The organism is Streptomyces sp. NBC_00370 (assembly GCF_036084755.1).
Classification (GTDB): domain Bacteria; phylum Actinomycetota; class Actinomycetes; order Streptomycetales; family Streptomycetaceae; genus Streptomyces.
The window spans coordinates 2,782,021-2,808,680 of record NZ_CP107968.1; the positions used below are offsets into that span (position 1 = coordinate 2,782,021).

The window sequence follows — 26,660 nt, forward strand, 5'->3', positions numbered from 1 at the left end:
GTGTCCGGACGTAAAGCGAAGGAGCTCATGCGACAAGCAGTCCGGACACCCCCCTCCGCAGGACCCGGAACCCGGCACCAGACGAACGCGGCCCAGCCAAGAACCGCAACCCCCGCCGGACGGCGACCCGCGGCCTACCGGCCGTTAAACGCGTCCTTCAGCCGCGAGAAAAGCCCCTGTTGCCCCGGTTGAAACTGGCCTGTCGGCCGCTCCTCACCCCGGAGAACCGCGAGCTCCCTGAGCAGCCTCTCCTGCTCGGGGTCCAGTTTCGACGGGGTCATGACCTCGACGTGGACGATCAGGTCGCCACGGCCGCCGCCGCGCAGGTGCGTGATGCCCCTGCCGTGCAGCGGGATCGACTGGCCCGACTGGGTGCCCGGGCGTACGTCGATCTCCTCGACCCCGTCCAGCGTCTCCAGCGGGCACTTCGTGCCCAGGGAAGCCGCTGTCATCGGGATGGTGACCGTGCAGTGCAGATCGTCGCCGCGCCGCTGGAACACCGCGTGCGGCAGCTCGTGGATCTCCACGTACAGATCGCCTGCGGGGCCGCCGCCGGGGCCGACCTCGCCCTCACCGGCGAGCTGGATACGGGTGCCGTTGTCGACGCCGGCCGGGATCTTGACCGTGAGCGTACGGCGGGAGCGGATGCGCCCGTCGCCCGCGCACTCGGGGCACGGGGTCGGTACGACCGTGCCGAAGCCCTGGCACTGCGGGCACGGCCGCGACGTCATGACCTGGCCCAGGAAGGACCGGGTGACCTGCGAGACCTCGCCGCGGCCGCGGCACATGTCGCAGGTCTGCGCCGAGGTGCCGGGCGCTGCGCCCTCGCCGTTGCACGTGGTGCAGACGACGGCCGTGTCGACCTGGATGTCCTTCGTCGTGCCGAAGGCCGACTCGTTGAGGTCGATCTCCAGCCGGATCATCGCGTCCTGGCCACGGCGCGTACGCGACCGGGGGCCGCGCTGCGACGCCGTACCGAAGAACGCGTCCATGATGTCGGAGAAGTTGCCGAAGCCGCCCGCGCCGAAGCCGCCGGCGCCACCGCCGCCACCCGCCGACAGCGGGTCGCCGCCGAGGTCGTAGACCTGCTTCTTCTGCGGGTCCGACAACACCTCGTACGCGGCGTTGATCTCCTTGAAGCGCTCTTGCGTCTTGGGATCGGGATTCACATCCGGATGCAGCTCGCGTGCGAGCCGCCGGAATGCCTTCTTGATCTCGTCCTGCGATGCGTCGCGGCGCACGCCGAGAACGGCGTAATAGTCCGTGGCCACTTACGACTCCGCCAGGATCTGTCCGACGTAACGTGCCACTGCGCGTACCGCTCCCATCGTTCCGGGGTAGTCCATGCGGGTCGGTCCGACCACGCCGAGTTTGGCGACTGCCTCGTCGCCCGAACCGTAGCCGACCGCGACGACGGACGTGGAGCTGAGGCCCTCATGGGCGTTCTCGTGCCCGATCCGTACGGTCATGCCCGGATGTTCCGCCTCACCCAGCAGCTTGAGGAGCACCACCTGCTCTTCGAGCGCCTCCAGCACCGGCCGGATGGTCAGCGGAAAATCGTGTCCGAAGCGGGTGAGATTGGCGGTGCCGCCGATCATCAGCCGCTCCTCGGTCTCCTCGACCAGGGTTTCGAGGAGGGTCGCGAGCACCGTGGAGACGGTCCCGCGGTCCTCCAGCTCGAAGGAGTCCGGCATGTCCTGCACGAGCTGCGGCACGTCGGCGAACCTGCGCCCCACGATCCGGCTGTTGAGCCGGGCCCGCAGATCGGCCAGCGAGGTCTCGCCGAACGGCGCCGGGCAGTCGATCATGCGCTGCTCGACCCGTCCGGTGTCCGTGATCAGCACGAGCATCAGCCGGGCCGCGGCGAGCGACAGCAGCTCCACGTGACGCACCGTCGAGCGGGTCAGCGAGGGGTACTGGACGACGGCGACCTGCCGGGTCAGCTGCGCGAGCAGCCGGACCGTACGGCCCACCACGTCGTCGAGGTCGACGGCGCTGTCCAGGAAGTTCTGAATGGCGCGGCGCTCCGGCGCCGACAGGGGTTTGACGCCCGCCAGCTTGTCCACGAAGAGCCGGTAGCCCTTGTCCGTGGGGATCCGGCCGGCGCTGGTGTGCGGCTGGGCGATGAAGCCCTCGTCCTCCAGCACCGCCATGTCGTTGCGGACCGTGGCCGGCGAGACCCCGAGCTGATGCCGCTCGGTGAGGGCCTTGGAGCCGACCGGCTCCTCCGTGCCCACATAGTCCTGGACGATGGCGCGCAGCACCTCAAGTCTGCGTTCACTGAGCATCGCGCACACCTCCAGCTCTCGTCCGTCGTACCCCGTCGGTCCTCGCTTGGCACTCGTTGCAGGGGAGTGCCAACATTCCCCGAGCCAGTGTACGGCCGTTCGGTACGGCCGTAGCAAGGCAGCCGCACACGCCGCCCGTGCCGCCCGTTCTGTCCCGGATCTTGCCCCGGTTATGCCCCGCGATATGTCCCGGGCGGGGTTTCTTCAGCGCCGGGACCGGCATTAAGGTCGTCGGCATGATGCACAAGCAGCTCTACGGCTGACACGACAGACGTCCGAAGAACCCGCCGCCCGGGGACAAGCCTCCCCGCGCGCCCGGTCCCGTATGCGGGTGTGGCGTCTCTTCGCCGGCCCGGTCTCCGTCGTGTTCTCCTTCCGCGGTTCTGCCGCGGCCCGTAGACCTGAAATGAGTGATCTGCCATGTCACGCGTGCCCCGTCGCCATGTCGCGATGATCGGCGTCCCCGCCGTCAGCCACATCCTGCCCAGCCTGGAGATCTTCCGGGAGCTGGTGGCCCGCGGCCACCGGGTGTCGTACGCCAACGACCCGTCGGCCGAGGAGCTGGTCACCGGCGTGGGCGCGGAACTCGTCCCGTACGACTCGCTTTTGCCGGCCGACAACAAGTGGCCGGACGATCCGATCGCGGCGATGACGATCTTCCTGGACAACGGCATCCAGGCGCTGTCCGCGCTGCGCGCCGCGTACGACAGCGACCCCGCCGACCTGTACCTGTACGACATCGGCGGGTATCCCGCGCGGGTCATCGCCGAGACGCAGGGCCGGCCGTTCATGCAGCTCTCGCCGACGTACGTGGCCTGGCGGGGCTACGAGCGTGACGTGGCGACGCAGCTGTGGCAGCTGCCGGGCGCCGACGCGTACCGGGCGAAGTTCGGTACGTGGCTGGCGGAGTCGGGGGCGACGACCACCGACCCCGATGTGTTCGGCGGCCGGCCGCCGAACACGCTGGCGCTGATCCCCCGGGCCATGCAGCCGTTCGCCGACGACGTCGACGAGGAGACGGTGACGTTCGTCGGGTCCTGCTTCGGGCCGCGCGCCGGGCAGGAGGAGTGGGTGCGGCCCGCAGGCGCCGAGAAGGTGCTGCTGATCTCGCTGGGGTCGGCGTACACGGGCCGGCCGGACTTCTACCGCGCGTGCCTGGCCGCGTACGGGGATCTGCCGGGCTGGCACGTGGTGCTCCAGATCGGCCGGCGGACCGATCCCGGTGCGCTGGGTCCGGTCCCGGGCAATGTCGAGGTGCGTCCGTGGGTGCCGCAGCTGGCGATCCTGGAGCAGGCCGACGCGTTCGTGACGCACGCGGGGATGGGCGGCAGCAGCGAGGGGCTGTTCACGGGGACGCCGATGATCGCCGTACCGCAGGCGGTCGACCAGTTCACCAACGCGGACCGGCTGGTGGAGCTGGGGGTCGCGGTGCGGATCGACACGGCGGACGCGACGCCTGAGCGGCTGCGCGCCGCCCTGACCGGGTTCGCCTCGGCGCCCGCGACTCTCGGGCGCGCGGCCGAGCTGCGGTCCTGGGCGCGGGCGGAGGGCGGTACGACGCGAGCGGCGGACCTCATCGAGAAGTTGCTCGACTGACCGCTATCGTCGGCGGATGCGCAGCTACAGTCCCGATCTGACGCCGCCGTGGAAGAAGCCCACGCCCGCGCCGGAGGTCCCCGCCGAACCGGATCTGGTGGTCGAGGAGGTGTCGACGGGCTTCTGCGGCGCGGTGATCCGCTGCGAGAAGACGGCCGAGGGGCCGACGGTGACCCTGGAGGACCGCTTCGGCAAGCACCGGGTCTTCCCGCTGGTACCGCGCGGCTTCCTGCTGGAGGGCCGGGTGGTGACGCTGGTCCGCCCGTCGGCGGCGGCCCCGCACCGCCCGGCCCGCACCGCCTCCGGGTCGGTCGCGGTGCCGGGCGCGCGGGCGCGGGTGGCCAGGGCGGGCCGCATCTACGTGGAGGGCCGGCACGACGCCGAGCTGGTCGAGAAGGTGTGGGGCGACGACCTGCGCATCGAGGGCGTGGTGGTCGAGTACCTCGGCGGCATCGACGACCTCCCGTCGATCGTCGCCGAGTTCGGCCCGGCGGAGGACGCGCGGCTGGGCGTCCTGGTCGACCACTTGGTGCCGGGCTCGAAGGAGTCGAAGATCGCGGCGGAGGTGACGGGCGCCGACGTACTGATCGTCGGCCACCCGTACATCGACGTCTGGGAGGCGGTGAAGCCGTCCTCGGTGGGCATCCCGGCCTGGCCGAAGGTCCCGCGCGGTCAGGACTGGAAGACGGGCGTGTGCCGGGCGCTGGGCTGGCCGGAGAACACGGGCGCGGCGTGGCAGGAGATCCTGTCGCACGTCAGGTCGTACCGGGACCTGGAACCGGCGCTGCTGGGACGGGTGGAGGAGCTGATCGACTTCGTCACGGTCGGCGGTGCCGTTTGACCGGGGGCAGGGTCTGGAACTCAGAGGTGTCAAGCGTGACGTCCAGCAGGTCCAACGGGACGGACAGGCCGAACTTGACGGTGTTCTCGACCTGGTAGTCGGCCGCCTCGCCGTCACCTGTCGGCTCCGTGAGCAGCACGCAGTGGGCTGCCATGGGGTCGATGACGAGGTAGGCGGGGACCTTGCCCGCCGCGTAGATGGACCGCTTCTCGCCATAGTCCCGGTCGACGCTGGTCTTGGAGACTACTTCGACGACCAGGGTGAGCACGTCGGAGGGCAACAGCCGCCCGGACTCGGGACCGCCGCCGCGTTCGAGTACGACGAGGTCGGGCTGGGGCTCGCTCTGCTCACCGGGGATCGCGATGTCCTGGGTCTGGAGACAGTCGAAGTCCTTGGGCAGAATCTGCTTGAGAACGGACAGCACAATTCGGTTGTGGACCAGATCCAGCCCGGCCATCATCACGATTTCCCCCCGCAGGAGCTCCGCCACGTATCCCTCGGGGACCTCAAGGGCCTCGAAGAATTCGACGACGTCGTCAGTGATCGGTCGGTCATCCACAGCAGTCATCTCCGTGGCCCTCCGCTTTCGCCATCGCCAGGTACGACGGCAGCCTAGGGACAGCGTAGGAAGACCCCGCCCCCTCCTGCACTGATTCACCCGTCCGGGTGATCAGTTGTGTGATCAGTCGACCAGGTCCCTGACCACCGCGTCCGCCAGCAGTCTGCCGCGCAGGGTCAGGACCGCGTGGCCCTCGGCGTGCGGGGCCGGGGACAGGAGGCCGTCGTCCACCGCGCGGGACGCGGCCGCCAGGCCCGCGGGGGCCAGCAGGGAGAGCGGGACGCCCTCGGCGAGGCGCAGCTCCAGGAGGATGCGTTCCACGCGGCGGTCCTCGTCGGTCAGCAGCTCGCGGCCCGCGCCCGGGGAGCGGCCCTCGGCCAGCGCCGCCGCGTACGCGCCCGGGTGCTTCACGTTCCACCAGCGGACGCCGCCCATGTGGCTGTGGGCGCCGGGGCCCGCGCCCCACCAGTCGGCGCCGCGCCAGTACAGCTCGTTGTGCAGGCAGCGGGCCGCCTCCGACGTCGCCCAGTTGGACACCTCGTACCAGCCGAAGCCGGCCGCCGCCAGCACCTCGTCGGCGATCAGATAGCGGTCGGCGTGCTCGTCGTCGTCCGTCATCGGGACCTCGCCGCGCCGGATGCGCCGGGCGAGCTGGGTGCCCTCCTCCACGATCAGGGCGTACGCGGAGATGTGGTCGGGGCCGGCGCCGACGGCCGCCGCCAGGGAGGCGCGCCAATCGTCGTCGGTCTCGCCGGGGGTGCCGTAGATCAGGTCCAGGTTGACGTGGTCGAAGCCCGCCGCGTGCGCCTCCGCCACGCAGGCCTCGGGGCGGCCGGGGGTGTGGTTGCGGTCGAGGACCTTCAGCACGTGCTGCTTGGCGCTCTGCATGCCGAACGAGATCCGGTTGAAGCCGCCCTCGCGCAGCGCGGCCAGATACGCCGGGTCGACGGACTCCGGGTTGGCCTCCGTGGTGATCTCGGCGTCGTCGGCGAGCCCGAACTCGTCACGGATCGTGCCCAGCATCCGCACCAGGTCACCGGCGCCCAGCAGGGTCGGCGTGCCGCCGCCGACGAAGACGGTACGCACCGGCCTGGGGTCGTCGCCCAGCACCTTCCTGGCCAGCCGGACCTCGTCGGCGAGGGTGTCGGCGTAGTTGTCACGCGAGGCCAGCACACCGCCCGAGCCGCGCAGCTCGGTCGCGGTGTAGGTGTTGAAGTCGCAGTAGCCGCAGCGGGTCGCGCAGTACGGAACGTGCAGATAGAACCCCAGCGGCCGGTCACCCGCGCCCGCAAGGGCGCTCGCGGGCAACGCGCCGGTCTCGGGCATGGGCTCACCGTCGGGCAGTGCGGAAGGCATGCCCCCATTGTCCCGTACGGCGGAAGTGAGCCGTACGGGCCGGGCGGGTGCACCCGCCGGCCCGCCCGGCGTCGCACGTCTTCATTCCGCCTGGAACACCAGCAGTGCCAGGTCGTCCCCCGGCGGGGTGCCGTCGAAGTCGTGGACCGCTCGGCGTATCCGTTCGGCGACCTCCTGGGCCGGCAGGCCCACGCAGCCCGCCAGGACGTGGGCGAGGCCGTCGCAGTCGTCCAGGAGGCGGTGGCCCGAGCGGCGCTCGGTGACGCCGTCCGTGACGCACAGGAGCGTGTCGCCGGGCTGGAGGTCGAACGTGTGGCTCTCGTACGCGACGTTCTCCACGACCCCCAGCAGCAGCTGCGGTTCGGCGGCCGGCCGGACCGAGCCGTCGGGGCGCAGCAGCAGCGGCAGCGGGTGGCCCGCGCTGGCCAGCGTGCACCGTACGCCGCCGACGGGGCCCGGCAGGGGCATCAGCTCGCCGTAGAGCAGCGACAGGAAGCGGGGCTGGCTGCCGTCGGGCAGCGCCTGCGGCCCGTCGGCCGGTCCTGCCGCCGAGGCGACCATCAGGGACGCGGCCTCCGCCGCCTCCGTGGCGTCGTCCAGCAGCAGCCGGTTGAGCCGGTCGAGCACCTCTCCGACGCGGTAGCCCTCGCGGGCCAGCAGCCGCAGCCAGGGGCGGGCCAGGCCGGTGACGACGGCCGCCTCGGGGCCGCTGCCCTGGACGTCGCCGAGCATGAAGCACCAGCGGCCGCCGGGCGGGCAGGGGAAGACGTCGTAGAAGTCGCCGCCCGCGAGGCCGTCGTCGCTCGGCTCGTACACCAGCGAGCTGGCGACGCCGGGGATCCGCGCCACCTGGCTGGGCAGCAGCCCGCGCTGGAGCACCCGGCTGATGGTGGCCTGCCGGGTGTAGCGGCGGGCCGCGCCGATCGCGAGGGCGACCCGGCGGGCGAAGTCCTCGACCAGCGAGCTGACCTCGTCGGGCACCCGGGCGCGGCCGTCGAGCCTGCCGAGCATCAGCGTGCCGATGGCGCGGCCGTTCGCGACGAGCCGGTAGACGAAGGCGGTCCCGTGGGCGGGATCCTCGGGGTTCGGGGTGTTCTCGGGGTTCGCGGTGTTCTCGTCGCCGGTACCGCCCGGGTCGCCCGCCGGCAACGCCGCTCCCCCGATCCGGATCGACACACCCGGCCGCGCGGCCTCCGGCGGCCGTGGCACGTCCTTCTCCAGGTCCGCCCGGAGCTGGTCGATCCGGGACTCGTCCAGGTGCCAGACGCGGGCGAGCCGGGGCGGCGCACCCGCGGCGCCGCCTTCGGCGTCCAGCCAGACGGCGCACCAGTCGGCGAGGCGCGGCACCAGCAGCTGGCAGGCGAGCGCGGCGACGAGGTCCTCGTCGAGCTGTCCCGCGAGCAGGTCGGAGGCCTCGGCGAGGAACGCAAGGGCCCCTCTGCTGACCCAGTCGGGGTCGTCGCGCACGGTGCGCCGTGACGCGGGGGCCAGGATCTCCGCCGCGCGCAGTTCGCGCCGCAGCGCGGGCCCCGTCGCCTCCGACTGCGCGGCACCCGGCATCGCTCCGCCGCCGGGCACGGCCGGTTCCCTGCCGTCGAGCGGCAGCCGGGCCCAGACGGTCTTGAGGCCGGAGCGGTACGTGATCCCCCACCGTTCGGCGAGCGAGCCGACGACCTGGAGCCCGCGGCCGTACTCGGGCGCACCGGCGGCGGATCGTTCCTGCACACCGCCGCGCACCGCCCGGGTGGGGTGGTGGTCGGAGACCTCGACCAGCAGCGCAGCCGGGTCGCCGTCCGGCTGGGACGGGTCGTCGGGCTCCGTGGCGTCCTCCAGCCGGCACAGCACCTCGACGGTGGTGCCGGCGTGGACGACGGCGTTGGTGACGAGTTCGTTGAGGACCACGACGGCGTCGTCGGCGAGCAGGTCGGTACTGTGCTGCCCGGTGAGGCAGCCGCCCGCGCCCGCCGCGCTGCCCTGGCAGAACGTGCAGGTGGCGAGCAGTCCGAGGCTCGTCCAGTCCGCCAGCGCGGCGCGGGCGAATCGGCGCGCCGCCCCGGGCGCGAGCGGGTTGCCGGGCAGGCTGGTACGTGCGGCCGATCGGGCGTCCTTCCGTAACGGCCCCTGGGGTGCGGGGCGTTGGGCAGTCTCTCGCGGGATCGGAATGGGCCCCACTCGGCGGCTCCTGGTCCGGTTGTGGCATTGCGCCGCTTGTGACCCCGACAGAGTGACAGACTGGGCTCGCCCATACGCACCGAGTCATCAAAATGGGCGGGAATGCACCAAGGACAGTGCCTGAGCGCGTGTTTCGAGCCGCCCGCTGTCCGCTGCCCGGCCTTCCAGGTCCCCGAGGGCGTACCCACCGATGCGACGACGAACGATCACGTGAGGCATTCACCATGGGCACTCAGGCAGCCGCCACGGACCGGGCGAGCATCCTCCTGGTCGACGACATGGAAGACAACCTCGTCGCGCTGGAGGCCGTACTGGCCTCCCTCGACGAACCCCTCGTACGGGCCAGATCGGGCGAGGAGGCGCTGCGCGAGCTGCTGCGCCAGCAGTTCGCCGTGGTGCTGCTCGACGTACGGATGCCGGGCATGGACGGCTTCGAGACGGCGGCCAACATCAAGCGGATCGAGCGGACGAAGGACACCCCGATCATCTTTCTGACCGGGGGTGAGCCCGACAGCGGATACGCCTTCCGCGGTTACGCGACGGGCGCGGCCGACTTCCTGACCAAGCCGTTCGACCCGTGGGTGCTGCGCGCCAAGGTCAGCGTCTTCATCGATCTGCACCGCAAGAACCAGCAGTTGGAGCGGCTGCTGGCGAAGGAGCACGAACAGCTCGACGGGATAGCGGACCGGCTGACGTCGATAGAGGACGAGCTGCACCGCACCGACCCGCACGACGCCGCCGTCCTGCGCCACCAACTGGCCCGCATAGAGGATGCCTTGGGCGAGCTGCGGCGCGGACGGGGGCGCTGAACGGCCGTCAGGCCGCCACGTGGGTGTCTGTCAGGCCTCGCGTGAGCCCGCGTACATGTCCTCGATCAGGTTCTTGTACTCGCGCTCGACGACCGGCCGCTTCAGCTTGAGGCTGGGCGTCAGCTCGCCGTGCTCGATGTCGAGGTCGCGGGGCAGCAGCCGGAACTTCTTGATGGTCTGCCAGCGCTGCAGCCCCTCGTTGAGCCGGCTCACGTACCCGTCGATGAGCCGTACCGTACGCGGGTCGGCGACGACGTCCGCGTACGACTTGTCCGCCAGGCCGTGCTCGGCCGCCCAGTCCAGGATGGAGGGCTCGTCGAGCGAGATCAGGGCGGTGCAGAAGTTCCGGTCGGCGCCGTGCACGAGGATGTTGGAGACGAACGGACAGACCGCCTTGAACTGACCCTCGACCTCGGCCGGCGCGATGTACTTGCCGCCGGACGTCTTGATCAGGTCCTTCTTGCGGTCGGTGATCCGCAGATAGCCGTCGGGGGACAGCTCGCCGATGTCGCCGGTGTGGAACCAGCCGTCGGCCTCCAGCACCTCGGCGGTCTTCTCGGGCAGGCCGTGGTAGCCCGCCATGATGCCGGGGCCGCGGAGCAGGATCTCGCCGTCGTCGGCGATCCGCACCTCCGTGCCGGGCAGCGGCTTGCCGACCGTGCCGGTGCGGTACGCCTCGCCCGGGTTGACGAAGCTGGCGGCGCTGGACTCCGTCAGGCCGTAGCCCTCCAGGATGTGGATGCCGGCGCCGGAGAAGAAGAAGCCGATGTCGGGTGCGAGGGAGGCGGAGCCGGAGACCGCGGCGCGCAGATTGCCGCCGAACGCCTCGCGGAGCTTGGCGTAGACGAGCCGGTCGGCGACCTTGTGCTTGGCGCCGAGGCCGAGCGGCAGCGAAGCGGTGCCGGTGCGCCGGAAGTTGTCCTGGGAGACCTTGGCCGATTCGCGGGCGACCTCGGCGGCCCACAGGAAGATCTTGTACTTGGCTCCGCCGCCGGCCCGCGCCTTCGCCGCGACGCCGTTGTAGACCTTCTCGAAGATCCGCGGCACGGCGGCCATGTACGTCGGCCGCACGACCGGCAGATTCTCGATGATCTTGTCGACCCGGCCGTCGACCGCCGTGACATGGCCGACCTCGATCTGACCCGAGGTCAGCACCTTGCCGAAGACATGGGCGAGCGGCAGCCACAGGTACTGGACGTCGTCCTTGGTGATCAGTCCGGTCGCCACCGTGGCCTTGGCCATGTAGGACCAGCTGTCGTGCAGCAGCCGTACGCCCTTGGGACGCCCCGTCGTACCGGAGGTGTAGATCAGGGTGGCCAGCTGACCGGCGGTGATCGCGCCGACCCGCTCCTTGACGGCGGCCGGGTTCGCGGTGAGGTAGTCGGCGCCGCGCGCCTCCAGATCGGCGAGGGAGAGCACCCAGCCGTCGGGGTCGCCCTCGGCTGCCTGCGCGTCCGCGGTCTCGATCACCACGACATGCGCGAGGTGCGGCAGCTCGGCGCGGCGCTCGCGCGCCTTGGCCAGCTGCGCCGCGTCCTCGGCGATCAGCACCCGGCTCTCGGAGTCCGCGAGGATGAAGGCGGACTCCTCGACGTTGGTGGAGGGGTAGATCGTGGTGGTCGCGGCGCCCGCGCACATCACGCCGAGGTCGGCGAGGATCCAGTCGACCCGGGTGGCGGAGGCGAGCGCGACCCGCTCCTCCGGCTGCACACCGAGGCTGATCAGACCTGCGGCGATGCCGTACACCCGCTCGGCGGCCTGGCCCCAGGTCAGCGAGGACCAGTCGTCAGGTCCCTCGCCCGACGAAGGGGGGACGGGATAGCGATACGCCTCGGCGTCAGGCGTGGCTGTCACGCGCTCAATGAAGAGGGTCGCCACGGAGGGCGGCCGGTTCTCGATCAAGTTCTGTGTGTCGCTCACGACATCCTCCGGGCCCACGGCTGTGCTGCGTGACTGACTGACCAGACGACTGTACAACTAGGTGACTCGCGAGTAACTAACTGACGAGTAACTACCGAGCAGTGATCAGGGTAGAGGCCGCCCGTCGCCCGCGTAAGAGGCCGTACGGGGCCGCTTCATAACGAACGGGCCCCGACCCGCCCCACCGTCCTCACCCGCCACGCCCCGCCCGGTGGTCCCCGTGCCGCGGCACGGGGACCACCGGGGCGGCGCGCCGGGCCCGGGGCGGGCACCGGACCGCTACTTCTTGCCCTTACCTGCGGATTCGTCGCTCGACAGCACCGCGATGAAGGCCTCCTGCGGAACCTCCACGCTGCCGACCATCTTCATCCGCTTCTTGCCTTCCTTCTGCTTCTCCAGCAGCTTCCGCTTACGGGAGATGTCACCGCCGTAGCACTTGGCGAGGACGTCCTTGCGGATGGCCCTGATCGTCTCGCGCGCGATGACCCGCGAGCCGATGGCCGCCTGGATCGGCACCTCGAACGCCTGGCGCGGAATCAGCTCGCGCAGCTTGGCGACGAGCCGTACGCCGTACGCGTACGCCTGGTCCCGGTGGGTGACGGCCGAGAAGGCGTCGACCTTGTCGCCGTGCAGCAGGATGTCGACCTTCACCAGCTGGGCCGACTGCTCGCCCGTGGGCTCGTAGTCCAGCGAGGCGTAGCCGCGGGTCTTGGACTTCAGCTGGTCGAAGAAGTCGAAGACGATCTCGGCGAGCGGCAGCGTGTAGCGGATCTCCACCCGGTCGGCCGAGAGGTAGTCCATGCCGAGCAGGGTGCCGCGCCGGGTCTGGCACAGCTCCATGATCGAGCCGATGAACTCGCTCGGGGCGAGGATCGTGGCCCGTACGACCGGCTCGTGCACCGAGTCGATCTTGCCTTCGGGGAACTCGCTCGGGTTGGTGACGGTGTGTTCCTTGCCGTCCTCCATGACCACCCGGTAGACCACGTTGGGGGCGGTGGCGATCAGGTCGAGGTTGAACTCACGCTCCAGCCGCTCCCGGATCACGTCGAGGTGCAGCAGCCCGAGGAAGCCGACCCGGAAGCCGAAGCCGAGCGCCGCCGAGGTCTCCGGCTCGTAGACCAGCGCCGCGTCGTTGAGCTGGAGCTTGTCGAGGGCGTCGCGCAGCTCCGGGTAGTCGGAGCCGTCCAGCGGATAGAGGCCGGAGAAGACCATCGGCCGGGGGTCCTTGTAGCCGCCCAGCGCGACGGTCGCCCCCTTGTTGAGGGTGGTGATCGTGTCACCGACCTTGGACTGCCTGACGTCCTTCACACCGGTGATGATGTAGCCGACCTCGCCGACGCCGAGGCCGTCGGCCGCGGTCATCTCCGGGGACGAGACCCCGATCTCCAGCAGCTCGTGGGTGGCGCCGGTGGACATCATCCGGATCCGCTCACGCTTGTTGAGGCTGCCGTCGATGACTCGTACGTACGTCACGACCCCCCGGTAGGAGTCGTAGACCGAGTCGAAGATCATCGCGCGGGCGGCGGCGTCCGCGTCGCCGACCGGCGGCGGCACGTCCAGGACGACCTTGTCCAGCAGCGCCTCCACGCCGATGCCGGTCTTGGCCGAGACCCGCAGGACGTCCTCCGGCTGGCAGCCGATGAGATTCGCCAGCTCCTCGGAGAACTTCTCGGGCTGGGCGGCCGGCAGGTCGATCTTGTTCAGCACCGGGACGATGGTGAGGTCGTTCTCCATCGCCAGGTACAGGTTGGCGAGCGTCTGCGCCTCGATGCCCTGGGCGGCGTCCACCAGGAGCACCGTGCCCTCGCAGGCCGCGAGGGAGCGGGACACCTCGTACGTGAAGTCCACGTGGCCCGGTGTGTCGATCATGTTCAGGACATGCGTCCTGCCCTTCTCGTCACCCGTGGTGGGCGCCCAGGGCAGCCGGACGGCCTGGGACTTGATGGTGATGCCGCGCTCGCGCTCGATGTCCATCCGGTCGAGATACTGGGCGCGCATCTGCCGCTGGTCGACCACTCCCGTCAGCTGGAGCATCCGGTCGGCGAGCGTCGACTTGCCGTGGTCGATGTGCGCGATGATGCAGAAGTTGCGGAGCAGCGCCGGGTCCGTACGGCTGGGCTCGGGCACGTGGATAGGGGTCGCGGGCACGCAGGGTCCTGATTCTTGAGACGCGCGGCGTCTCGTCTCGGGTCGACATCGGATCGATACGTAGCCTCCATCGTCCCACGGGCGCGGGGCTGCGCCCGGTTTGGGCCGGTCGGACGGTGACTGGTAACCTGAACAGCTGTGTCTTGACACGGCACTGTCGAAGATCATCCAGTTTCATCGAACCTGAAAAGGCTCTTTCGTGGCGAACATCAAGTCCCAGATCAAGCGGAACAAGACCAACGAGAAGGCGCGCCTGCGCAACAAGGCCGTCAAGTCGTCGCTCAAGACCGCGATCCGCAAGGCCCGTGAGGCCGCCGCAGCCGGTGACGTCGAGCAGGCCACGGTGGCCGCTCGCGAGGCGTCCCGCAAGCTCGACAAGGCTGCCTCGAAGGGTGTCATCCACAAGAACGCGGCCGCCAACAAGAAGTCGGCGATCGCCGCCCGGGTTGCCTCCCTCCAGGGCTGAGCGCTTCCCGCTCTCCGCTCTATTGATTTGAACCAGTGATTTGATCGCCGGAAGGGACTCAGCGGGCCCTCTCTACCGCTCCTGACCGGCATCACCGGAGCCGCACACCGAACTGCGTTCGCCACGCGGGTGCGGATCCACAGGGTTTACACCGAAGGCCCCGGCACTGTCCTCCCCAGGACGGTGCCGGGGCCTTCGGCGTGCCGGTCGGGGCCCTGGGCGCGTCGGCCTTCAGTGGTACGGGGTCGGCAGGTGTCGGTCAGCGGGTGGCGGTCAGCGGTTGGCGCCCGATCTCGCGGCTGCCGCGATGGCGACGACCGCCTTCTCCAGCGCGTACTCGGGGTCGTCACCGCCGCCCTTGACCCCGGCGTCGGCCGCGGCCACGGCGCGCAGGGCAGCGGCGACCCCGTCCGGGGTCCAGCCGCGCATCTGCTGCCGGACCCGGTCGATCTTCCACGGCGGCATCCCCAGCTCCCGCGCGAGGTCGGCGGGACGGCCACCACGGGCCGACGAGAGCTTGCCGATGGCCCGTACGCCCTGCGCCAGCGCGCTGGTGATCAGTACGGGCGCCACTCCGGTCGACAGCGACCAGCGCAGCGCTTCGAGCGCGTCGGCGGCCCTGCCCTCCACGGCCCGGTCGGCGACGGTGAAGCTGGACGCCTCGGCGCGGCCCGTGTAGTAGCGGGCGACCACCGCCTCGTCGACCGTGCCCTCCACGTCCGAGGCGAGCTGCGAGACGGCGCTCGCCAGCTCCCTCAGGTCGCTGCCGATCGCGTCCACCAGGGACTGACACGCCTCGGGCGTCGCCGACCGGCCCAGCGCCCGGAACTCCGACCTGACGAAGGAGAGCCGCTCGGCCGGCTTGGTGGTCTTGGGGCAGGCGACCTCGCGGGCGCCGGCCTTGCGGGCGGCGTCCAGCAGGCCCTTGCCCTTGGCGCCGCCCGCGTGCAGCAGGACGAGCGTGATCTCCTCGGCCGGGTTGTCGAGGTAGGACTTGACGTCCTTGATCGTGTCGGCGGGCAGATCCTGCGCGTTGCGCACGATGACGACCTTGCGCTCGGCGAACAGCGACGGGCTCGTCAGCTCGGCGAGGGTGCCGGGCTGGAGCTGTTCGGGCGTCAGATCGCGTACGTCGGTGTCGGCGTCGGAGACGCGAGCAGCCGCCACCACCTGCTGGACGGCGCGGTCGAGCAGCAGATCCTCCTGGCCCACGGCGAGCGTGAGGGGGGCGAGGAGGTCGTCGGGGGAAGACTTTCTGGTGGCCATCGGGATCCAGGATGGCACGCCCCACTGACAGCGCGGCCCGCGGTGGCGGCGGGAGGTACCGGACCTACGGACGCACGGACCTACGGCGCTTCCCGCCAGCCGTCCAGCTCGGCCACGAAGTCGTCGAGCGCCGTGGCGTCCAGCCGCGCCTGCGGGTCCTCCACCACCACGAGCCATTGGGCGTCCTCGGCGTCGTCCTCGCCGGCCAGCGCGTCCCGTACGAGCTGCGGCTCGTCGCTCACCCCGAAGCGGTCGGCCAGCTCGCGCGCCACCTCTTCGGCGGCGTCGCGGTCGGGCAGCACCAGTACGTGTCTCATGGTTCGGCAGGATATCGGCGGCGCGGAGGCGGGGCCGGTTCGCCCGGCTCAGGCTTCGCCGGTCTTGGGGACGATCTGGATGTCGAGGTCGATCCTGATGCTGGAGCCGACGACGGCGATGCCGCGCGCCAGCATGGACTGCCAGTTGACGGTGTAGTCCTCGCGGTGCAGCTCGGTCGACGCGCGGATGGCGGCGCGCGTCTCGCCCTCCATGCCGTTGCCGAGCCCGAGGTACTGGGCTTCGAGCGTGACCGTGCGGGTGACGCCGTGCAGGGTGAGGGCGCCGTTGATCGCCCAGTTGTTGCCGCCGCGGTGTGTGATGCGGTCGCTGTAGAACTCCAGCGTGGGGTAGTTCGCCACGTCGAGGAAGTCCGCCGAGCGCAGGTGGTCGTCGCGCATCTGCACGTTGGTGTCGATGGAGGCGGCGCCGATGACGACGTGCATCGCGGACTGGTCCATCGTCGGGCCGATCCGGATCGCGCCGGCGAAGTTGTCGAAGCGGCCGTGCACCCGGGCGAGACCGATGTGACGGGCGATGAAACCGATCCGGGAGTGGGCCGGTTCGATCTCCCACTCGCCGGGGGCCGGCAGCGGGAGCGAGGGCGCTATCTGGAGCGTGATGTCGCCGAGGCCGACGAACTGCCCGCTCTCCGCGACCGAGACACTGCCCCGGTGCGGGCTGAAGCTCTCGGCCGAGACGGCCAGCCGGTACTCCCCGATGGGGACCATCGCCACGATCGTGCCGAAGGGGTCGGTCTCACCGCTGACGATCTTGCGGCCGTTCTGGTCGCTCAGCGTGAACTCGGCGTTCCTGACCGGCTCCCCGACGGGGTCGATCACCCGGCAGGTGAAGAGTCCCGCGCCTTGCGGCACGGAGAGTCCGGAGAGCGGGTTGTTCTTCTGACTCGCGGCCGTCTGTCGGCCGAGCAAGCGGCTGATCATGGTGTGCGTACCCCTGTGCTATTGGCCCTGCGAGGCCGCACCGGGCTCTCGACGTCGTCGTCGGGGCGGCGGCCCTTGACGAATAGGCATTCGATCACTCTTGCGTTGTTCGAGGCAAACGTACCGCCAAGTAGAGGTCCCGACCGTTACGAGCTGTTACCTGTCCGTGGCCGTACGACGGGCACCCGGTCGAGCCGCAGCCCGAAGTGGTCCCGGTAGGCGGCCGGCACCGCCGCGTCGTCGGACAGCTCCCGCTCCCGCCGCTCGCCGCGCACGGTCGTGACACGGATAGGGATCGACGAATTCAGCCCCGCCGTCGTCCTCGTGTCGGCACGATGGCGCCGTGGACACACAGACTTTGGCGGGAGTGTTCGGCCTGGGCGGCACCGTCGTGGGCGTCGGTGGCACGTTGCTGGGCGGCATCGTTCAACAACGGCACCAGGCCCGAACGGCGCGCGAAGAGCGGGCGGAGGCCCGGGCGGGCGAGGTGGAGTCCCGTGGGAGGGTCGTGGCGGAAAAGGCGCTCGCAGAGCTGTACGAGCTGAGGCGACACGCCCTGACGTGGAAGGTGGGCATGTCGCCGGACGAGCGGAATCAATGGGTGAAGACCGCGAACACCATGGCTGACGATGCCGAGTTGAACGTCGCGCTGATCCCTGCGGCGGACGCGCTGAGGGAGCGTCTGCAAGACGCCCTGAGCGTCGCTCGCAAGTCCTTCTTCGTGGACGCCTACGAATCGGAGCACGAGCCGTACATGAGCGAGTTCGACGCCGGTCACTCCATCGCGCTCCTCTCGGCGTACATGCGAGGCGACGGAGCACTGCCCACACCTACAGAACGCGAACGACGGGAGTGCGCAGCACGCGAGACCCGGCAGGGGCTGTAGCCGCCGAAGCGGAGTTGACGGGATCAGCCCCATGGGACTGATCCCGTCGGCATGTTCAGCCCGTGGACTCAACAGAGACGGGGCCAGATTCAAGATCACTGCGTGCATCGACCGTGGGGCTTCGCGTGTCGGCTCGGACAGTGCGTCGAAAGCCGTCGCCTCTCGCCTGAACGACGAATCGGGGCCGCCTGTCTCGTCCCGGAAGCTGGATAGTGCAGCTCCCCGAGAACCTCGCGAAGTCGAGGCCTCAGGCCTTGTCACCCTCTCCGTCGTCGCCTCTGGAGAAACGGACCTCACGCTTCTCCATCCACCGGTAAGACCAGTCCATCTCGGCCGTGACGGTCTTGATGCTCCCCTCGGGGAGCTGCTCCATGGCGGCTACCAGAGCCGCCTCGACGACGGCGTTGTACGTGGCTCTGACCCGAGCCTCGCCCACTGTCGAGCCAGCGGTCTGGAGGTCGATATCGAGCGTGATCGTCAGGTGCTTCGGCGCGGGATCCTGCGCCATGGTCCCTCCCCAGTAGCGACGTAGGAACCGTCAGTATCGATTCAACAAGCGATCACCGCCATGGAACATGCCAAAAACCCTCAAGTGGGTGTCCCCCGAAGAGAATGTGGCGCGACATGTCCATCGTCCGAGTCTCCTTCACCCGACGGTCAGATCCTGCCCCCGGGGCACCGCCCGCAGTGCGCGGCCGGCGCCCGTGACGGCGATCGCGCCGTTCGTGTCCGTGCGCAGCACGGCCGCTCCCCCGGTGGTGAGCGCGGCGAGGGTTCTGGGCGACGGGTGGCCGTACATGTTGTGCCTCCCCGAGGAGATGAGCGCCAGCCGGGGGTGGATGTGGCGGAGCAGGCCCGGGTCCTGGTGGGCGGAGCCGTGGTGGGCGACCTTGAGGACGTCCACCGGCGGCAGCGCCGGGTTGTCCCGTAGCAGGCTCTGCTGGGCCGCCGGTTCGAGGTCGCCGGGGAGCAGCAGTGTGGGGCCGCCGGCGATCCGTACGAGCAGCGCGACGCTGGAGTCGTTCGGCTCGCCCGTCACGGGTCCCGGTCCCGCGCGCGGCCACAGCACCCGCCAGGCGAGCGGCCCGATGCGGCGCTGCTCGCCCGGCGCGACCGGTACAACGGGCACCCGCGCCGACGCCGCGGTCCTGCGGACGAAGGCGCTCTGCTCGCGGGGCTCGGGGAAGGTGGTCGTCTCCACGGCGCCCACCGCCCGGCCCCGCAACACCCCGGGCAGCCCGGTGACATGGTCGGCGTGGAAGTGGGTGAGCAGCAGCAGCGGGACACGTGTGACGCCGAGATCCCGCAGACAGTTGTCGACGAGGGCGGGCTCGGGTCCCGCGTCCACCACCACCGCCGTGCCGTCGCCTGCGGCGAGCACGGTGGCGTCGCCCTGGCCGACGTCGCACATCGCGAACGTCCAGCCGGGCGGCGGCCATCCGGTAACGATCCGGGTGAGCGGTGGCGGCCGCACCACGGCGAGCAGCAGGAGCACCGTGCACCCGGCGGTCGCCCAGGGGTGGCGGGGTACGTACCGCGCGCCGTACACGGCGAGCGCCGTCAGTACGGCGAGCAGCGCTCCGCCCGGCCAGCCGTCCGGCCAGTCGACCCGCGCGCCCGGCAGCCCGGCTCCGGCGCGCGCGACAGCGGCGATCCACCCGGCGGGCCAGCCGGCGCACCGGGCAAGCAGCTCGGCCACGGGCATGGCGACCGGCGCGAGCCCCAGCGCCGCGAAGCCGAGGACCGTGGCCGGGGCGACCGCCAGCTCGGCGAAGAGATTGCACGGGACGGCCACCAGACTCACCCGCGCGGCGAAGACCACCACGACGGGAGCGCACACGGCCTGCGCGGCCCCGGCCGCCGCCAGCACCTCGGCGAGCCGTCCCGGCACCCCGCGACGGCGCAGCGCCGCGCTCCACCGGGGCGCGATCGTCAGCAGGGAGCCGGTGGCCAGTACGGACAGCAGGAAGCCGTAACCCCGCGCCAGCCAGGGGTCGTAGAGCACCAGTAGCAGAACCGCGGCCGCGAGGGCGGGGAGCAGGGATCTGCGGCGCCCGGTGCCGATGGCGAGCAGCGTGATCACTCCGCAGGCCGCGGCGCGCAGCACGCTCGGCTCCGGGCGGCAGACCACCACGAAGCCCAGGGTGAGCACCCCGCCGAGCAGCGCGGTCGCCCGCAGCGGGATCCCCAGCCGGGCGGCGAGCCCGCGCCGCTCGGCCCGCAGCGCCAGCCCCGGCGGGCCGATCAGCAGCGCGAGGACGATCGCCAGATTGGCTCCGCTGACGGCCGTCAGATGGGCGAGGTCGGTCGCCTTGAACGCCTCGTCCAGCTCCGGCGAGATCCGTGACGTGTCGCCGACGACCAGTCCCGGCAGCAGGGCGCGGGCGTCGGACGGCAGGCCGTCGGTCGCTTCCCGCAGTCCGGCACGCAGCTCACCGGCCCGGCGCTGGAGCCCGGTCGGCGGCCCGCCGACCGCCGGTGGTCCGGCGCCCTCCGCCCGGAGCACCGCCGCGTAGCGCACGTCACCGTCCGTCGGGGGCTCCAGCCGTCCGGTCACCCGCAGCCGGGTGGAGGGCAGCAGCTCCTGCCAGGACGCGAGGTGGTCGCCGGGCGTGGCGAAGACCTGGACGGGGGTACGGCCCGCTGTGGCGCGCCCGTCGGGCCCCGTCACCAGTACGGCGTCGGCGTCGAGCATCACCCCGGCGTCCGAGAGCTGGTCCCCGCGCACCTTCGGCCGGGTGAGCCGTGGGTCCGAGGTGACGGTCAGCTCGACGGTCACCCGGGCGTACCGCTCGGCCAGCCCCGGCACGGGACCCCGGCGCAGATCGGCGCCGTGCAGCCCGGCGCAGGCCGCGCCCGCCGCCGCGCACAGGAGGGCGGTCGCCACCGCCACCCGGCCGGGCCGCCGCCCCCGTACCAGCAGCAGCGCCGCCGCTGCCAGCAGGCAGACAGCCACGCCGGCGCCGGTCCAGCGTCCCGGCGCCCCGATGGCGAGGGCGGCGGCCCCCCACGCCGCCATGGCGGGTGGCAGCAGCCGCAGATCCGCCGGGGCCTCCTGTCGTGGATCGGCGTCGCCGAGCCGTCCGCCGGCCGCCGCATGGACCACGGGCCGCTTCATGGCCGTACGAGCGGCTGAAGGTCGGCGAACCTGCGGTCCCCGATGCCGTTGACCTCACGGAGCTGGTCGACGGAGCGGAAGCCGCCGTTCTGGGTGCGGTAGTCGACGATGTGCTGGGCGAGCACAGGACCGACCCCGGGCAGGGTGTCCAGCTGGTCCACCGTGGCCGAGCCGAGGCTCACCGGGCTCGCCGGCTGCGCGCCGCCACCGCCGCCGCCACCGCCGGACGGTCCCGGCACCGCGCCGCCGGGGGCCGGGGGCGCAGGGGCGCCCACGACGACCTGTTCGCCGTCGAGCAGCACCCGGGCCCGGTTCAGCGCGGTCAGATCCGTACCGGCCTTGACGCCCCCGGCCGCCCGCAGGGCGTCGGAGACCCGGGACCCTGCGGGCAGCCGCAGCACTCCGGGGTTGCGGACCTTGCCGCTGACATCGACGACGACCCGCGCGGACGAGGTGGCGGCGGCTGCCGACGGGCCCGGCGAAGGTGACGGCTCGGGGAAAGGCACCGCCTGACCGACCGCCTGCGGCGCACTGACGGCCTGCGGCCGCGCCGACCAGAAATGCTGGGCCGCCAGCACGACCGCCACGACGAGGACCACCGCGAGCGCCGCCAGCGTCCGGGGCTCCAGACCGCAGCGGAGCTGGAGCCACAGCGACAGCCGGGCGCGCCGCCCCGTGCCGGGCGTGTCGGGTACGGGGGTCTCGGCGGCCGGCGGCGCCGGCAGCCCGCCGAAGAGAGCGTCGGCGCGCGTGCGCTGCGGCGCTTCACCCGGCCGGTACCGGGCGCGGCCATGACGCCCACGGGCGCCGGCCCGGCCGTCGGAAGCGGGGCGCGCCCCGGGCCGCTGGTGGCGGCGCCGGTGCGCGGGCGGAGCCGAGAAGGGGTGCGAAGAGGAGTCCGGAGAGGAGTGCGAAGAGCCATGTCACAGGAGGCTAGACAGATCGGCGGAATACCGATGATCAAGCTCAATTCCTGTGGAAAAACTGCCAGTTGTGGATAAGTCCATCACCCGAAAGCGCCACCCGACGGCACCCGACCCATCCGACGGCACCCGTCGACGCCGCTCAGCGCGGTGAGACCACAGCTCCCAGCAGCCCCGGCCCGGTGTGTGCCCCGATCACCGCGCCCACCTCGCTCACATGCAGATCCACCAGCCCCGGCACCCGCGTCCGCAGCCGGTCGGCGAGCGTCGCCGCCCGCTCGTGCGCCGCCAGATGGTGCACAGCGATGTCCACGGCGTGTTCGCCCGCCCGCTCGATCACCAGCTCCTCCAGCCGGGCGATCGCCTTGGACGCCGTCCGCACCTTCTCCAGCAGTTCGATCCGCCCGTCGTCCAGCTGGAGCAGCGGTTTCACCGAGAGCGCCGAGCCGAGCAGCGCCTGGGTGGCGCCGATCCGGCCGCCCCTGCGCAGATAGTCCAGCGTGTCGACGTAGAAGTAGGCGGCCGTTCCCGCGGCCCGTTTCTCCGCGGCGGCCACCGCCTCGTCCAGGCTGCCGTCCGCGTCGGCGGACTCGGCCGCAGCGAGCGCGCAGAACCCGAGGGCCATCGCCACCATGCCGGTGTCCACCACCCGCACCGGTACGGGTGCTTCCTTCGCCGCGAGCAGCGCGGCGTCGTACGTCCCGGAGAACTCGGCCGACAGGTGCAGCGACACGATTCCGGTCGCCCCGGCCTCGGCCGCCTTGCGGTACGTGGCGGCGAAGACGTCGGGGCTGGGCCGCGACGTGGTGACGGAGTGGCGCTTCTGCAGCGCCAGGGCCAGCGAGCGGGCCGAGATCTCCGTGCCCTCCTCCAGCGCACGGTCGCCGAGCACCACGGTCAGCGGCACCGCTGTGATGCCGTGCCGCTCCATCGTCTGGGGCGGCAGGTAGGCCGTTGAATCGGTGACGATCGCGACATGGCGGGACATGAGCGGGAGGTTACCCGTCGTCGCCCCCGGTCGGCAGCTCGGCCCCGCGTCGATGATCGATTCGACCGGACCCATGATCGATTCGGTCAGTTCCCGGTCTCCGGCTTGGCGGAGCGTGGCGACTTCTGCCGCGGCTGCTTCCGCAGTGACTGCTTCCGCGGTTCCTTCTCCCGGGCCGGCCGCTGCCACGGGTAGCCCGCGCCGCGCGTGGCGTCCGTCGGTCCGATCGCCTGCGGCCCCTCGGCGGGCGGCGGTTCCGGCCAGGTCTGGTCGACCACCGTGGGATTCTCGTCCTGCGGCACGTTCGAGCCCTGCGGCACGGTCGAGCCGTACGCCGCGTTCGAGCCCTGGGCCGCGTTCGAGCCGTACGGCACGTTCGAGCCGTGCGGCGGCTCGGCCGCCGTCCAGTGCCGCAGCGCGCCCGACTCCACGTCGATCTGGCTGGTCAGCGTGGACAGGTCATCGTCGGCGAACCTCCTGGCCCGGTCCCGCGCCGCCCAGCGCAGCGAGTCCGCCGAGTGCGTGATGCTGTCCGTACGGTCGCGCAGCTCCTGGAGCCGCTCGGCGATCCTCTTGCGGTCCGGGTCCCGCTCCAGCTGCTTCAGCTCGGCGTCCAGCTCGTGGCCATGGACGCTGAGCCGCTGGAAGAGTCCGATCGACTCGGAGAGCGATGCGTCCTCGGGGACGCCGGCCTGCAGCGCTTCCTGCGTCGCCCGCATGGACGTCCGCAGCCGCAGCCGCAGCTGGGCCAGCTCGCCCTGCACCCCCGGCTGCCCGAAGCTCTTGGCCCGCAGGGCGGTGTCCTCGACCGTACGGCGCGCCTGCGTGACCGTACGGTCCACGCTGCGCCGGGCCGCTCCGACGGCCTTGACGGTCACATACGCCCCGGCGACGACGAAGGCGACGAAGAGCAGCACCAGGATCAGGATGACGGCTTCCATGGGCGGCCCTCCGCAGTCGGTGTCGTCCTACCACCGTAAACGGACGGGGCAGGCCGGGGGTTCCATCCGAACCCCCAACCTGCCCCTAAGGGACGCCCCTATGCGCAGGACGGCTCTCCGTACGCGCGGGACAGCTCCTACGCGGTAACGATGTTGACCAGCTTCGGCGCCCGCACGACCACCTTGCGGATATCCGCACCGCCCAGCGCCGCCACCACGTCCGCGTCACCCAGCGCCAGCGTCTCCAGCTCGGCGTCCGAGATCGAGGGGGAGACCTCCAGCCGCGCCTTCACCTTGCCCTTGATCTGCACCACGCAGATGACCGACTCGTCCACGACGTACGCCGGGTCGGCCACGGGGTAGTCGTGGTGGACCACCGAGTCGGTGTGCCCCAGCTTGCGCCACAGCTCCTCGGAGATGTGCGGCGCCAGCGGCGCGACCAGCAGCACCAGCCGCTCGGCCACGGACCTCGGCACCGGCCCCCGCGTCTTCGTCAGGTGGTTGTTCAGCTCGGTGACCTTGGCGATGGCGGTGTTGAACCGCAGTCCCGCCATGTCGTGCGAGACCCCGTCGATCGCCTTGTGCAGCGCGCGCAGCGTCGGCACGTCGGGCTCCGTGTCGGCGACGTTGACCTCGCCCGTCGTCTCGTCCACGACATTGCGCCACAGCCGCTGCAGCAGCCGGTACTGGCCGACGACGGCCCGGGTGTCCCACGGCCGCGCCACGTCCAGCGGGCCCATCGCCATCTCGTACAGCCGCAGCGTGTCCGCGCCGTAGTCGGCGAAGATCTCGTCGGGCGTGACCGCGTTCTTCAGGGACTTGCCCATCTTGCCCAGCACCCGGCTGACCTGCTGGCCCTCGTACCAGTAGGTGCCGTCGCGCTCCTCGACCTCGGCGGCCGGCACCGCGATACCGCGGGCGTCCCGGTAGACGAACGCCTGGATCATGCCCTGGTTGTACAGCTTGTGGAACGGCTCGACCGACGAGACATGGCCCAGGTCGAACAGCACCTTGGACCAGAACCGCGCGTACAGCAGGTGCAGAACGGCGTGCTCCTGGCCGCCCACGTACAGGTCGACGCCGCCGTGCGGCATGCCCTCGCGCGGGCCCATCCAGTACTGCTCGATGGCCGGGTCGACCAGCTTCTCGTCGTTGTGCGGGTCCAGGTAGCGCAGCTCGTACCAGCACGAACCGGCCCAGTTCGGCATGGTGTTGGTCTCGCGGCGGTAGCGCTTGACGCCTTCGCCGCGGCCCAGGTCCAGCTCGACGTCGACCCAGTCCTCGTTGCGCGACAGCGGGGTCTCGGGCTTGGTGTCCGCGTCGTCGGGGTCGAAGGTGCGTGGCGAGTAGTCGTCAACTTCCGGCAGTTCCAGCGGCAGCATCGACTCGGGCAGCGAGTGCGCGATGCCGTCCTCGTCGTAGACGATCGGGAACGGCTCGCCCCAGTAGCGCTGCCGGCTGAACAGCCAGTCGCGCAGCCGGAAGTTGACGGTGCCCTCGCCGATGCCGCGCTCGGCCAGCCATTCCGTGATCCGCGCCTTGGCCTCGACCACGCCCAGACCGTCCAGGGTGATGTCGGTGCCCGTCGAGTTGACGAGGCGGGCGTCGTACGAGACGAACGCGTCGTCCCACTCCGCCGCGTCGGTCGACCGGCCGTCGGTCGGCTCGACCACACAGCGCACCGGCAGTTCGAAGGCGCGCGCGAAGGCGAAGTCCCGGCTGTCGTGCGCGGGGACGGCCATGATCGCGCCCGTGCCGTACCCCATCAGGACGTAGTCGGCGATGAAGACCGGGACTTGCTCGCCGCTGACCGGGTTGGTCGCGTAAGCGCCGGTGAAGACACCGGTCTTGTCCTTGGCCTCGGCCTGCCGCTCGACGTCGGACTTGGCCGCGGCCTGCTTACGGTACGCGTCGACGGCGTCGACGGGCGTCGCGTGACCGCCGGTCCACACCTGGTGCGTGTCGGCGGGCCAGGCGGCGGGGACGATCTTCTCGACCAGCTCGTGCTCCGGCGCCAGCACCATGTACGTGGCCCCGAACAGGGTGTCCTGACGGGTCGTGAAGACCGTGATCGCGTCCGTGCCGCCCGCGGCGTCCACGACGGGGAAGTTGACGCGCGCGCCCTCACTGCGCCCGATCCAGTTGCGCTGCTGCAGCTTGATCGCCTCGGGCCAGTCCAGCTCGTCCAGGTCGTCCAGCAGCCGGTCGGCGTAGGCGGTGATGCGCATGTTCCACTGGCGCAGCTTGGCCTTGAACACGGGGAAGTTGCCGCGCTCGGAGCGGCCGTCGGCGGTCACTTCCTCGTTGGCCAGGACGGTGCCCAGCCCCGGCGCCCAGTTGACGGGCGCGTCCGAGGCGTACGCCAGCCGGTACTCGCCCAGGACGTCGGCGCGCTCCCGCTCCGTCAGTCCGTTCCAGGGGCGCCCGTCGGGGGTCTCCCGCTGTCCGGTCTCGAACTGCGCGACCAGCTCCTCGATGGGGCGCGCCTTGTCGGCGTCCTTGTCGTACCAGGAGTTGAAGATCTGGACGAAGATCCACTGGGTCCAGCGGTAGAAGTCGGGGTCGATCGTGGCGACCGACCTCCGCTTGTCGTGGCCCAGGCCCAGCCGGCGCAGCTGGCGCTTCATGTTCTCCATGGCGGCCTCGGTCGACACCCGGGGGTGCGTACCGGTGGCGACGGCGTGCTGCTCTGCGGGCAGGCCGAAGGCGTCGAAGCCCAGCGTGTGCAGGACGTTGTAGCCGGTCATGCGCTGGTGCCTGGCGAAGACGTCGGTGGCGATGTACCCCAGCGGGTGCCCGACGTGCAGGCCGACACCGGACGGGTACGGGAACATGTCCATGATGAACTTCTTGGGCCTGGCCACCAGGGCGGGGTCGCCCGCCAGCTCCCCGGTCGGGTTCGGCGCCTCGTACGTGCCGTCCGCCTCCCAGACGTCCTGCCAGCGCGCCTCGATGTCGGCGGCCATGGCGGCCGTGTAGCGGTGGGGCGCCGCCGCTTCTGCGGCGGCCGAAGTGGTCTCACTCATGATCGTCCGAACTCCATCGATCGTCTCTGCCAGCGGTTTCCGCGATGCCGTTCAGCAAATGAAAAAGCCCCTCGCACAGGAGGGGCGCCGCGCTGGTT

The 26,660-nt window shown here is 71.2% G+C and carries 22 protein-coding genes; 5 read left to right on the forward strand and 17 right to left on the reverse strand.

Annotation, left to right across the window (positions count from 1 at the left end; genetic code table 11):
• Positions 1-134: 134 nt before the first annotated feature.
• Both dnaJ and hrcA read right to left on the reverse strand, forming a co-directional pair.
• Complete coding sequence (dnaJ, locus tag OHS57_RS12275; RefSeq protein ID WP_041989933.1) at positions 135-1,271, reverse strand: molecular chaperone DnaJ; 1,137 nt, start codon at positions 1,269-1,271, stop codon at positions 135-137.
• On the reverse strand, positions 1,272-2,288 hold the full coding sequence (gene hrcA, locus OHS57_RS12280; RefSeq protein ID WP_041989930.1) for a heat-inducible transcriptional repressor HrcA: 1,017 nt from the start codon (positions 2,286-2,288) through the stop codon (positions 1,272-1,274).
• Between the two features lie 420 nt (positions 2,289-2,708).
• Here hrcA and OHS57_RS12285 point away from each other — a divergent pair, with 420 nt between their 5' ends.
• Positions 2,709-3,884 carry a macrolide family glycosyltransferase gene (locus tag OHS57_RS12285; protein WP_328581934.1) on the forward strand — a complete coding sequence of 392 codons (1,176 nt, stop codon included), beginning with the start codon at positions 2,709-2,711 and terminating at the stop codon, positions 3,882-3,884.
• 16 nt (positions 3,885-3,900) lie between these two features.
• Positions 3,901-4,725, forward strand: a complete 825-nt coding sequence (locus tag OHS57_RS12290) for a DUF3097 domain-containing protein (protein ID WP_328581935.1) — start codon at positions 3,901-3,903, stop codon at positions 4,723-4,725.
• Here the strand turns inward: OHS57_RS12290 and OHS57_RS12295 are convergent.
• The 3 genes from OHS57_RS12295 to OHS57_RS12305 form a co-directional block, all read right to left on the reverse strand.
• Positions 4,703-5,293 (reverse strand): Uma2 family endonuclease, encoded by a 591-nt coding sequence (locus OHS57_RS12295; RefSeq protein WP_328581936.1) that lies wholly within the window; start codon positions 5,291-5,293, stop codon positions 4,703-4,705. The two genes, OHS57_RS12290 and OHS57_RS12295, sit on opposite strands and share 23 nt — an antisense overlap.
• A 114-nt stretch (positions 5,294-5,407) precedes the next feature.
• Positions 5,408-6,640, reverse strand: a complete 1,233-nt coding sequence (gene hemW, locus OHS57_RS12300) for a radical SAM family heme chaperone HemW (RefSeq protein WP_328581937.1) — start codon at positions 6,638-6,640, stop codon at positions 5,408-5,410.
• A gap of 81 nt (positions 6,641-6,721) precedes the next feature.
• Complete coding sequence (locus OHS57_RS12305) at positions 6,722-8,812, reverse strand: SpoIIE family protein phosphatase (RefSeq protein WP_328581938.1); 2,091 nt, start codon at positions 8,810-8,812, stop codon at positions 6,722-6,724.
• A 224-nt stretch (positions 8,813-9,036) separates the two neighbouring features.
• On the opposite strand from OHS57_RS12305, the gene OHS57_RS12310 reads away from it, so the two are divergent.
• A complete protein-coding gene (locus OHS57_RS12310; RefSeq protein WP_041989917.1) occupies positions 9,037-9,621 on the forward strand; it encodes a response regulator in 585 nt (194 codons plus the stop codon).
• 30 nt (positions 9,622-9,651) lie between these two features.
• Here the strand turns inward: OHS57_RS12310 and OHS57_RS12315 are convergent, their stop codons facing one another.
• Together OHS57_RS12315 and lepA are read right to left on the reverse strand one after the other, a co-directional pair.
• Positions 9,652-11,541 (reverse strand): AMP-dependent synthetase/ligase, encoded by a 1,890-nt coding sequence (locus tag OHS57_RS12315; RefSeq protein ID WP_328581939.1) that lies wholly within the window; start codon positions 11,539-11,541, stop codon positions 9,652-9,654.
• A 279-nt stretch (positions 11,542-11,820) separates the two neighbouring features.
• A complete protein-coding gene (lepA, locus tag OHS57_RS12320) occupies positions 11,821-13,689 on the reverse strand; it encodes a translation elongation factor 4 (RefSeq protein WP_041989911.1) in 1,869 nt (622 codons plus the stop codon).
• Positions 13,690-13,888: 199 nt separating this feature from the next.
• Between lepA and rpsT the strand changes: the two genes are divergently transcribed.
• A complete protein-coding gene (gene rpsT, locus OHS57_RS12325) occupies positions 13,889-14,155 on the forward strand; it encodes a 30S ribosomal protein S20 (protein WP_041989908.1) in 267 nt (88 codons plus the stop codon).
• Between the two features lie 273 nt (positions 14,156-14,428).
• Here rpsT and holA read toward each other — a convergent pair whose 3' ends face one another.
• The 4 genes from holA to OHS57_RS12345 form a co-directional block, all read right to left on the reverse strand.
• Positions 14,429-15,421 carry a DNA polymerase III subunit delta gene (holA, locus tag OHS57_RS12330; protein WP_328581940.1) on the reverse strand — a complete coding sequence of 331 codons (993 nt, stop codon included), beginning with the start codon at positions 15,419-15,421 and terminating at the stop codon, positions 14,429-14,431.
• Positions 15,422-15,501: 80 nt separating this feature from the next.
• Positions 15,502-15,738 carry a hypothetical protein gene (locus OHS57_RS12335; RefSeq protein WP_328581941.1) on the reverse strand — a complete coding sequence of 79 codons (237 nt, stop codon included), beginning with the start codon at positions 15,736-15,738 and terminating at the stop codon, positions 15,502-15,504.
• A gap of 48 nt (positions 15,739-15,786) precedes the next feature.
• Positions 15,787-16,680, reverse strand: a complete 894-nt coding sequence (locus OHS57_RS12340) for a YceI family protein (RefSeq protein WP_041989900.1) — start codon at positions 16,678-16,680, stop codon at positions 15,787-15,789.
• Positions 16,681-16,826: 146 nt separating this feature from the next.
• Complete coding sequence (locus OHS57_RS12345) at positions 16,827-16,955, reverse strand: hypothetical protein (RefSeq protein ID WP_443042880.1); 129 nt, start codon at positions 16,953-16,955, stop codon at positions 16,827-16,829.
• 68 nt (positions 16,956-17,023) lie between these two features.
• Here OHS57_RS12345 and OHS57_RS12350 point away from each other — a divergent pair, with 68 nt between their 5' ends.
• The gene (locus OHS57_RS12350) at positions 17,024-17,566 is read left to right on the forward strand and encodes a hypothetical protein (protein ID WP_328581942.1); all 543 of its coding nucleotides are present in this window, start codon (positions 17,024-17,026) and stop codon (positions 17,564-17,566) included.
• Positions 17,567-17,813: 247 nt separating this feature from the next.
• Here OHS57_RS12350 and OHS57_RS12355 read toward each other — a convergent pair whose 3' ends face one another.
• The 6 genes from OHS57_RS12355 to leuS all read right to left on the reverse strand — a co-directional run bounded on the left by OHS57_RS12355 (position 17,814) and on the right by leuS (position 26,562).
• A complete protein-coding gene (locus OHS57_RS12355) occupies positions 17,814-18,074 on the reverse strand; it encodes a hypothetical protein (RefSeq protein WP_328581943.1) in 261 nt (86 codons plus the stop codon).
• Positions 18,075-18,212: 138 nt separating this feature from the next.
• Entirely contained in the window at positions 18,213-20,684 is a 2,472-nt protein-coding gene (locus OHS57_RS12360; RefSeq protein WP_328581944.1) for a ComEC/Rec2 family competence protein, read from the reverse strand.
• The gene (locus OHS57_RS12365) at positions 20,681-21,271 is read right to left on the reverse strand and encodes a ComEA family DNA-binding protein (protein WP_328581945.1); all 591 of its coding nucleotides are present in this window, start codon (positions 21,269-21,271) and stop codon (positions 20,681-20,683) included. The genes OHS57_RS12360 and OHS57_RS12365 overlap by 4 nt, the downstream gene beginning before the upstream one ends.
• 478 nt (positions 21,272-21,749) lie before the next feature.
• Positions 21,750-22,595: a DegV family protein gene (locus tag OHS57_RS12370; protein ID WP_041996401.1), complete on the reverse strand. Its 846-nt coding sequence runs from the start codon at positions 22,593-22,595 to the stop codon at positions 21,750-21,752.
• Positions 22,596-22,681: 86 nt separating this feature from the next.
• Complete coding sequence (locus OHS57_RS12375) at positions 22,682-23,536, reverse strand: hypothetical protein (RefSeq protein ID WP_041989895.1); 855 nt, start codon at positions 23,534-23,536, stop codon at positions 22,682-22,684.
• A 137-nt stretch (positions 23,537-23,673) separates the two neighbouring features.
• The gene (gene leuS, locus OHS57_RS12380) at positions 23,674-26,562 is read right to left on the reverse strand and encodes a leucine--tRNA ligase (RefSeq protein WP_328581946.1); all 2,889 of its coding nucleotides are present in this window, start codon (positions 26,560-26,562) and stop codon (positions 23,674-23,676) included.
• Positions 26,563-26,660 lie beyond the last annotated feature (98 nt).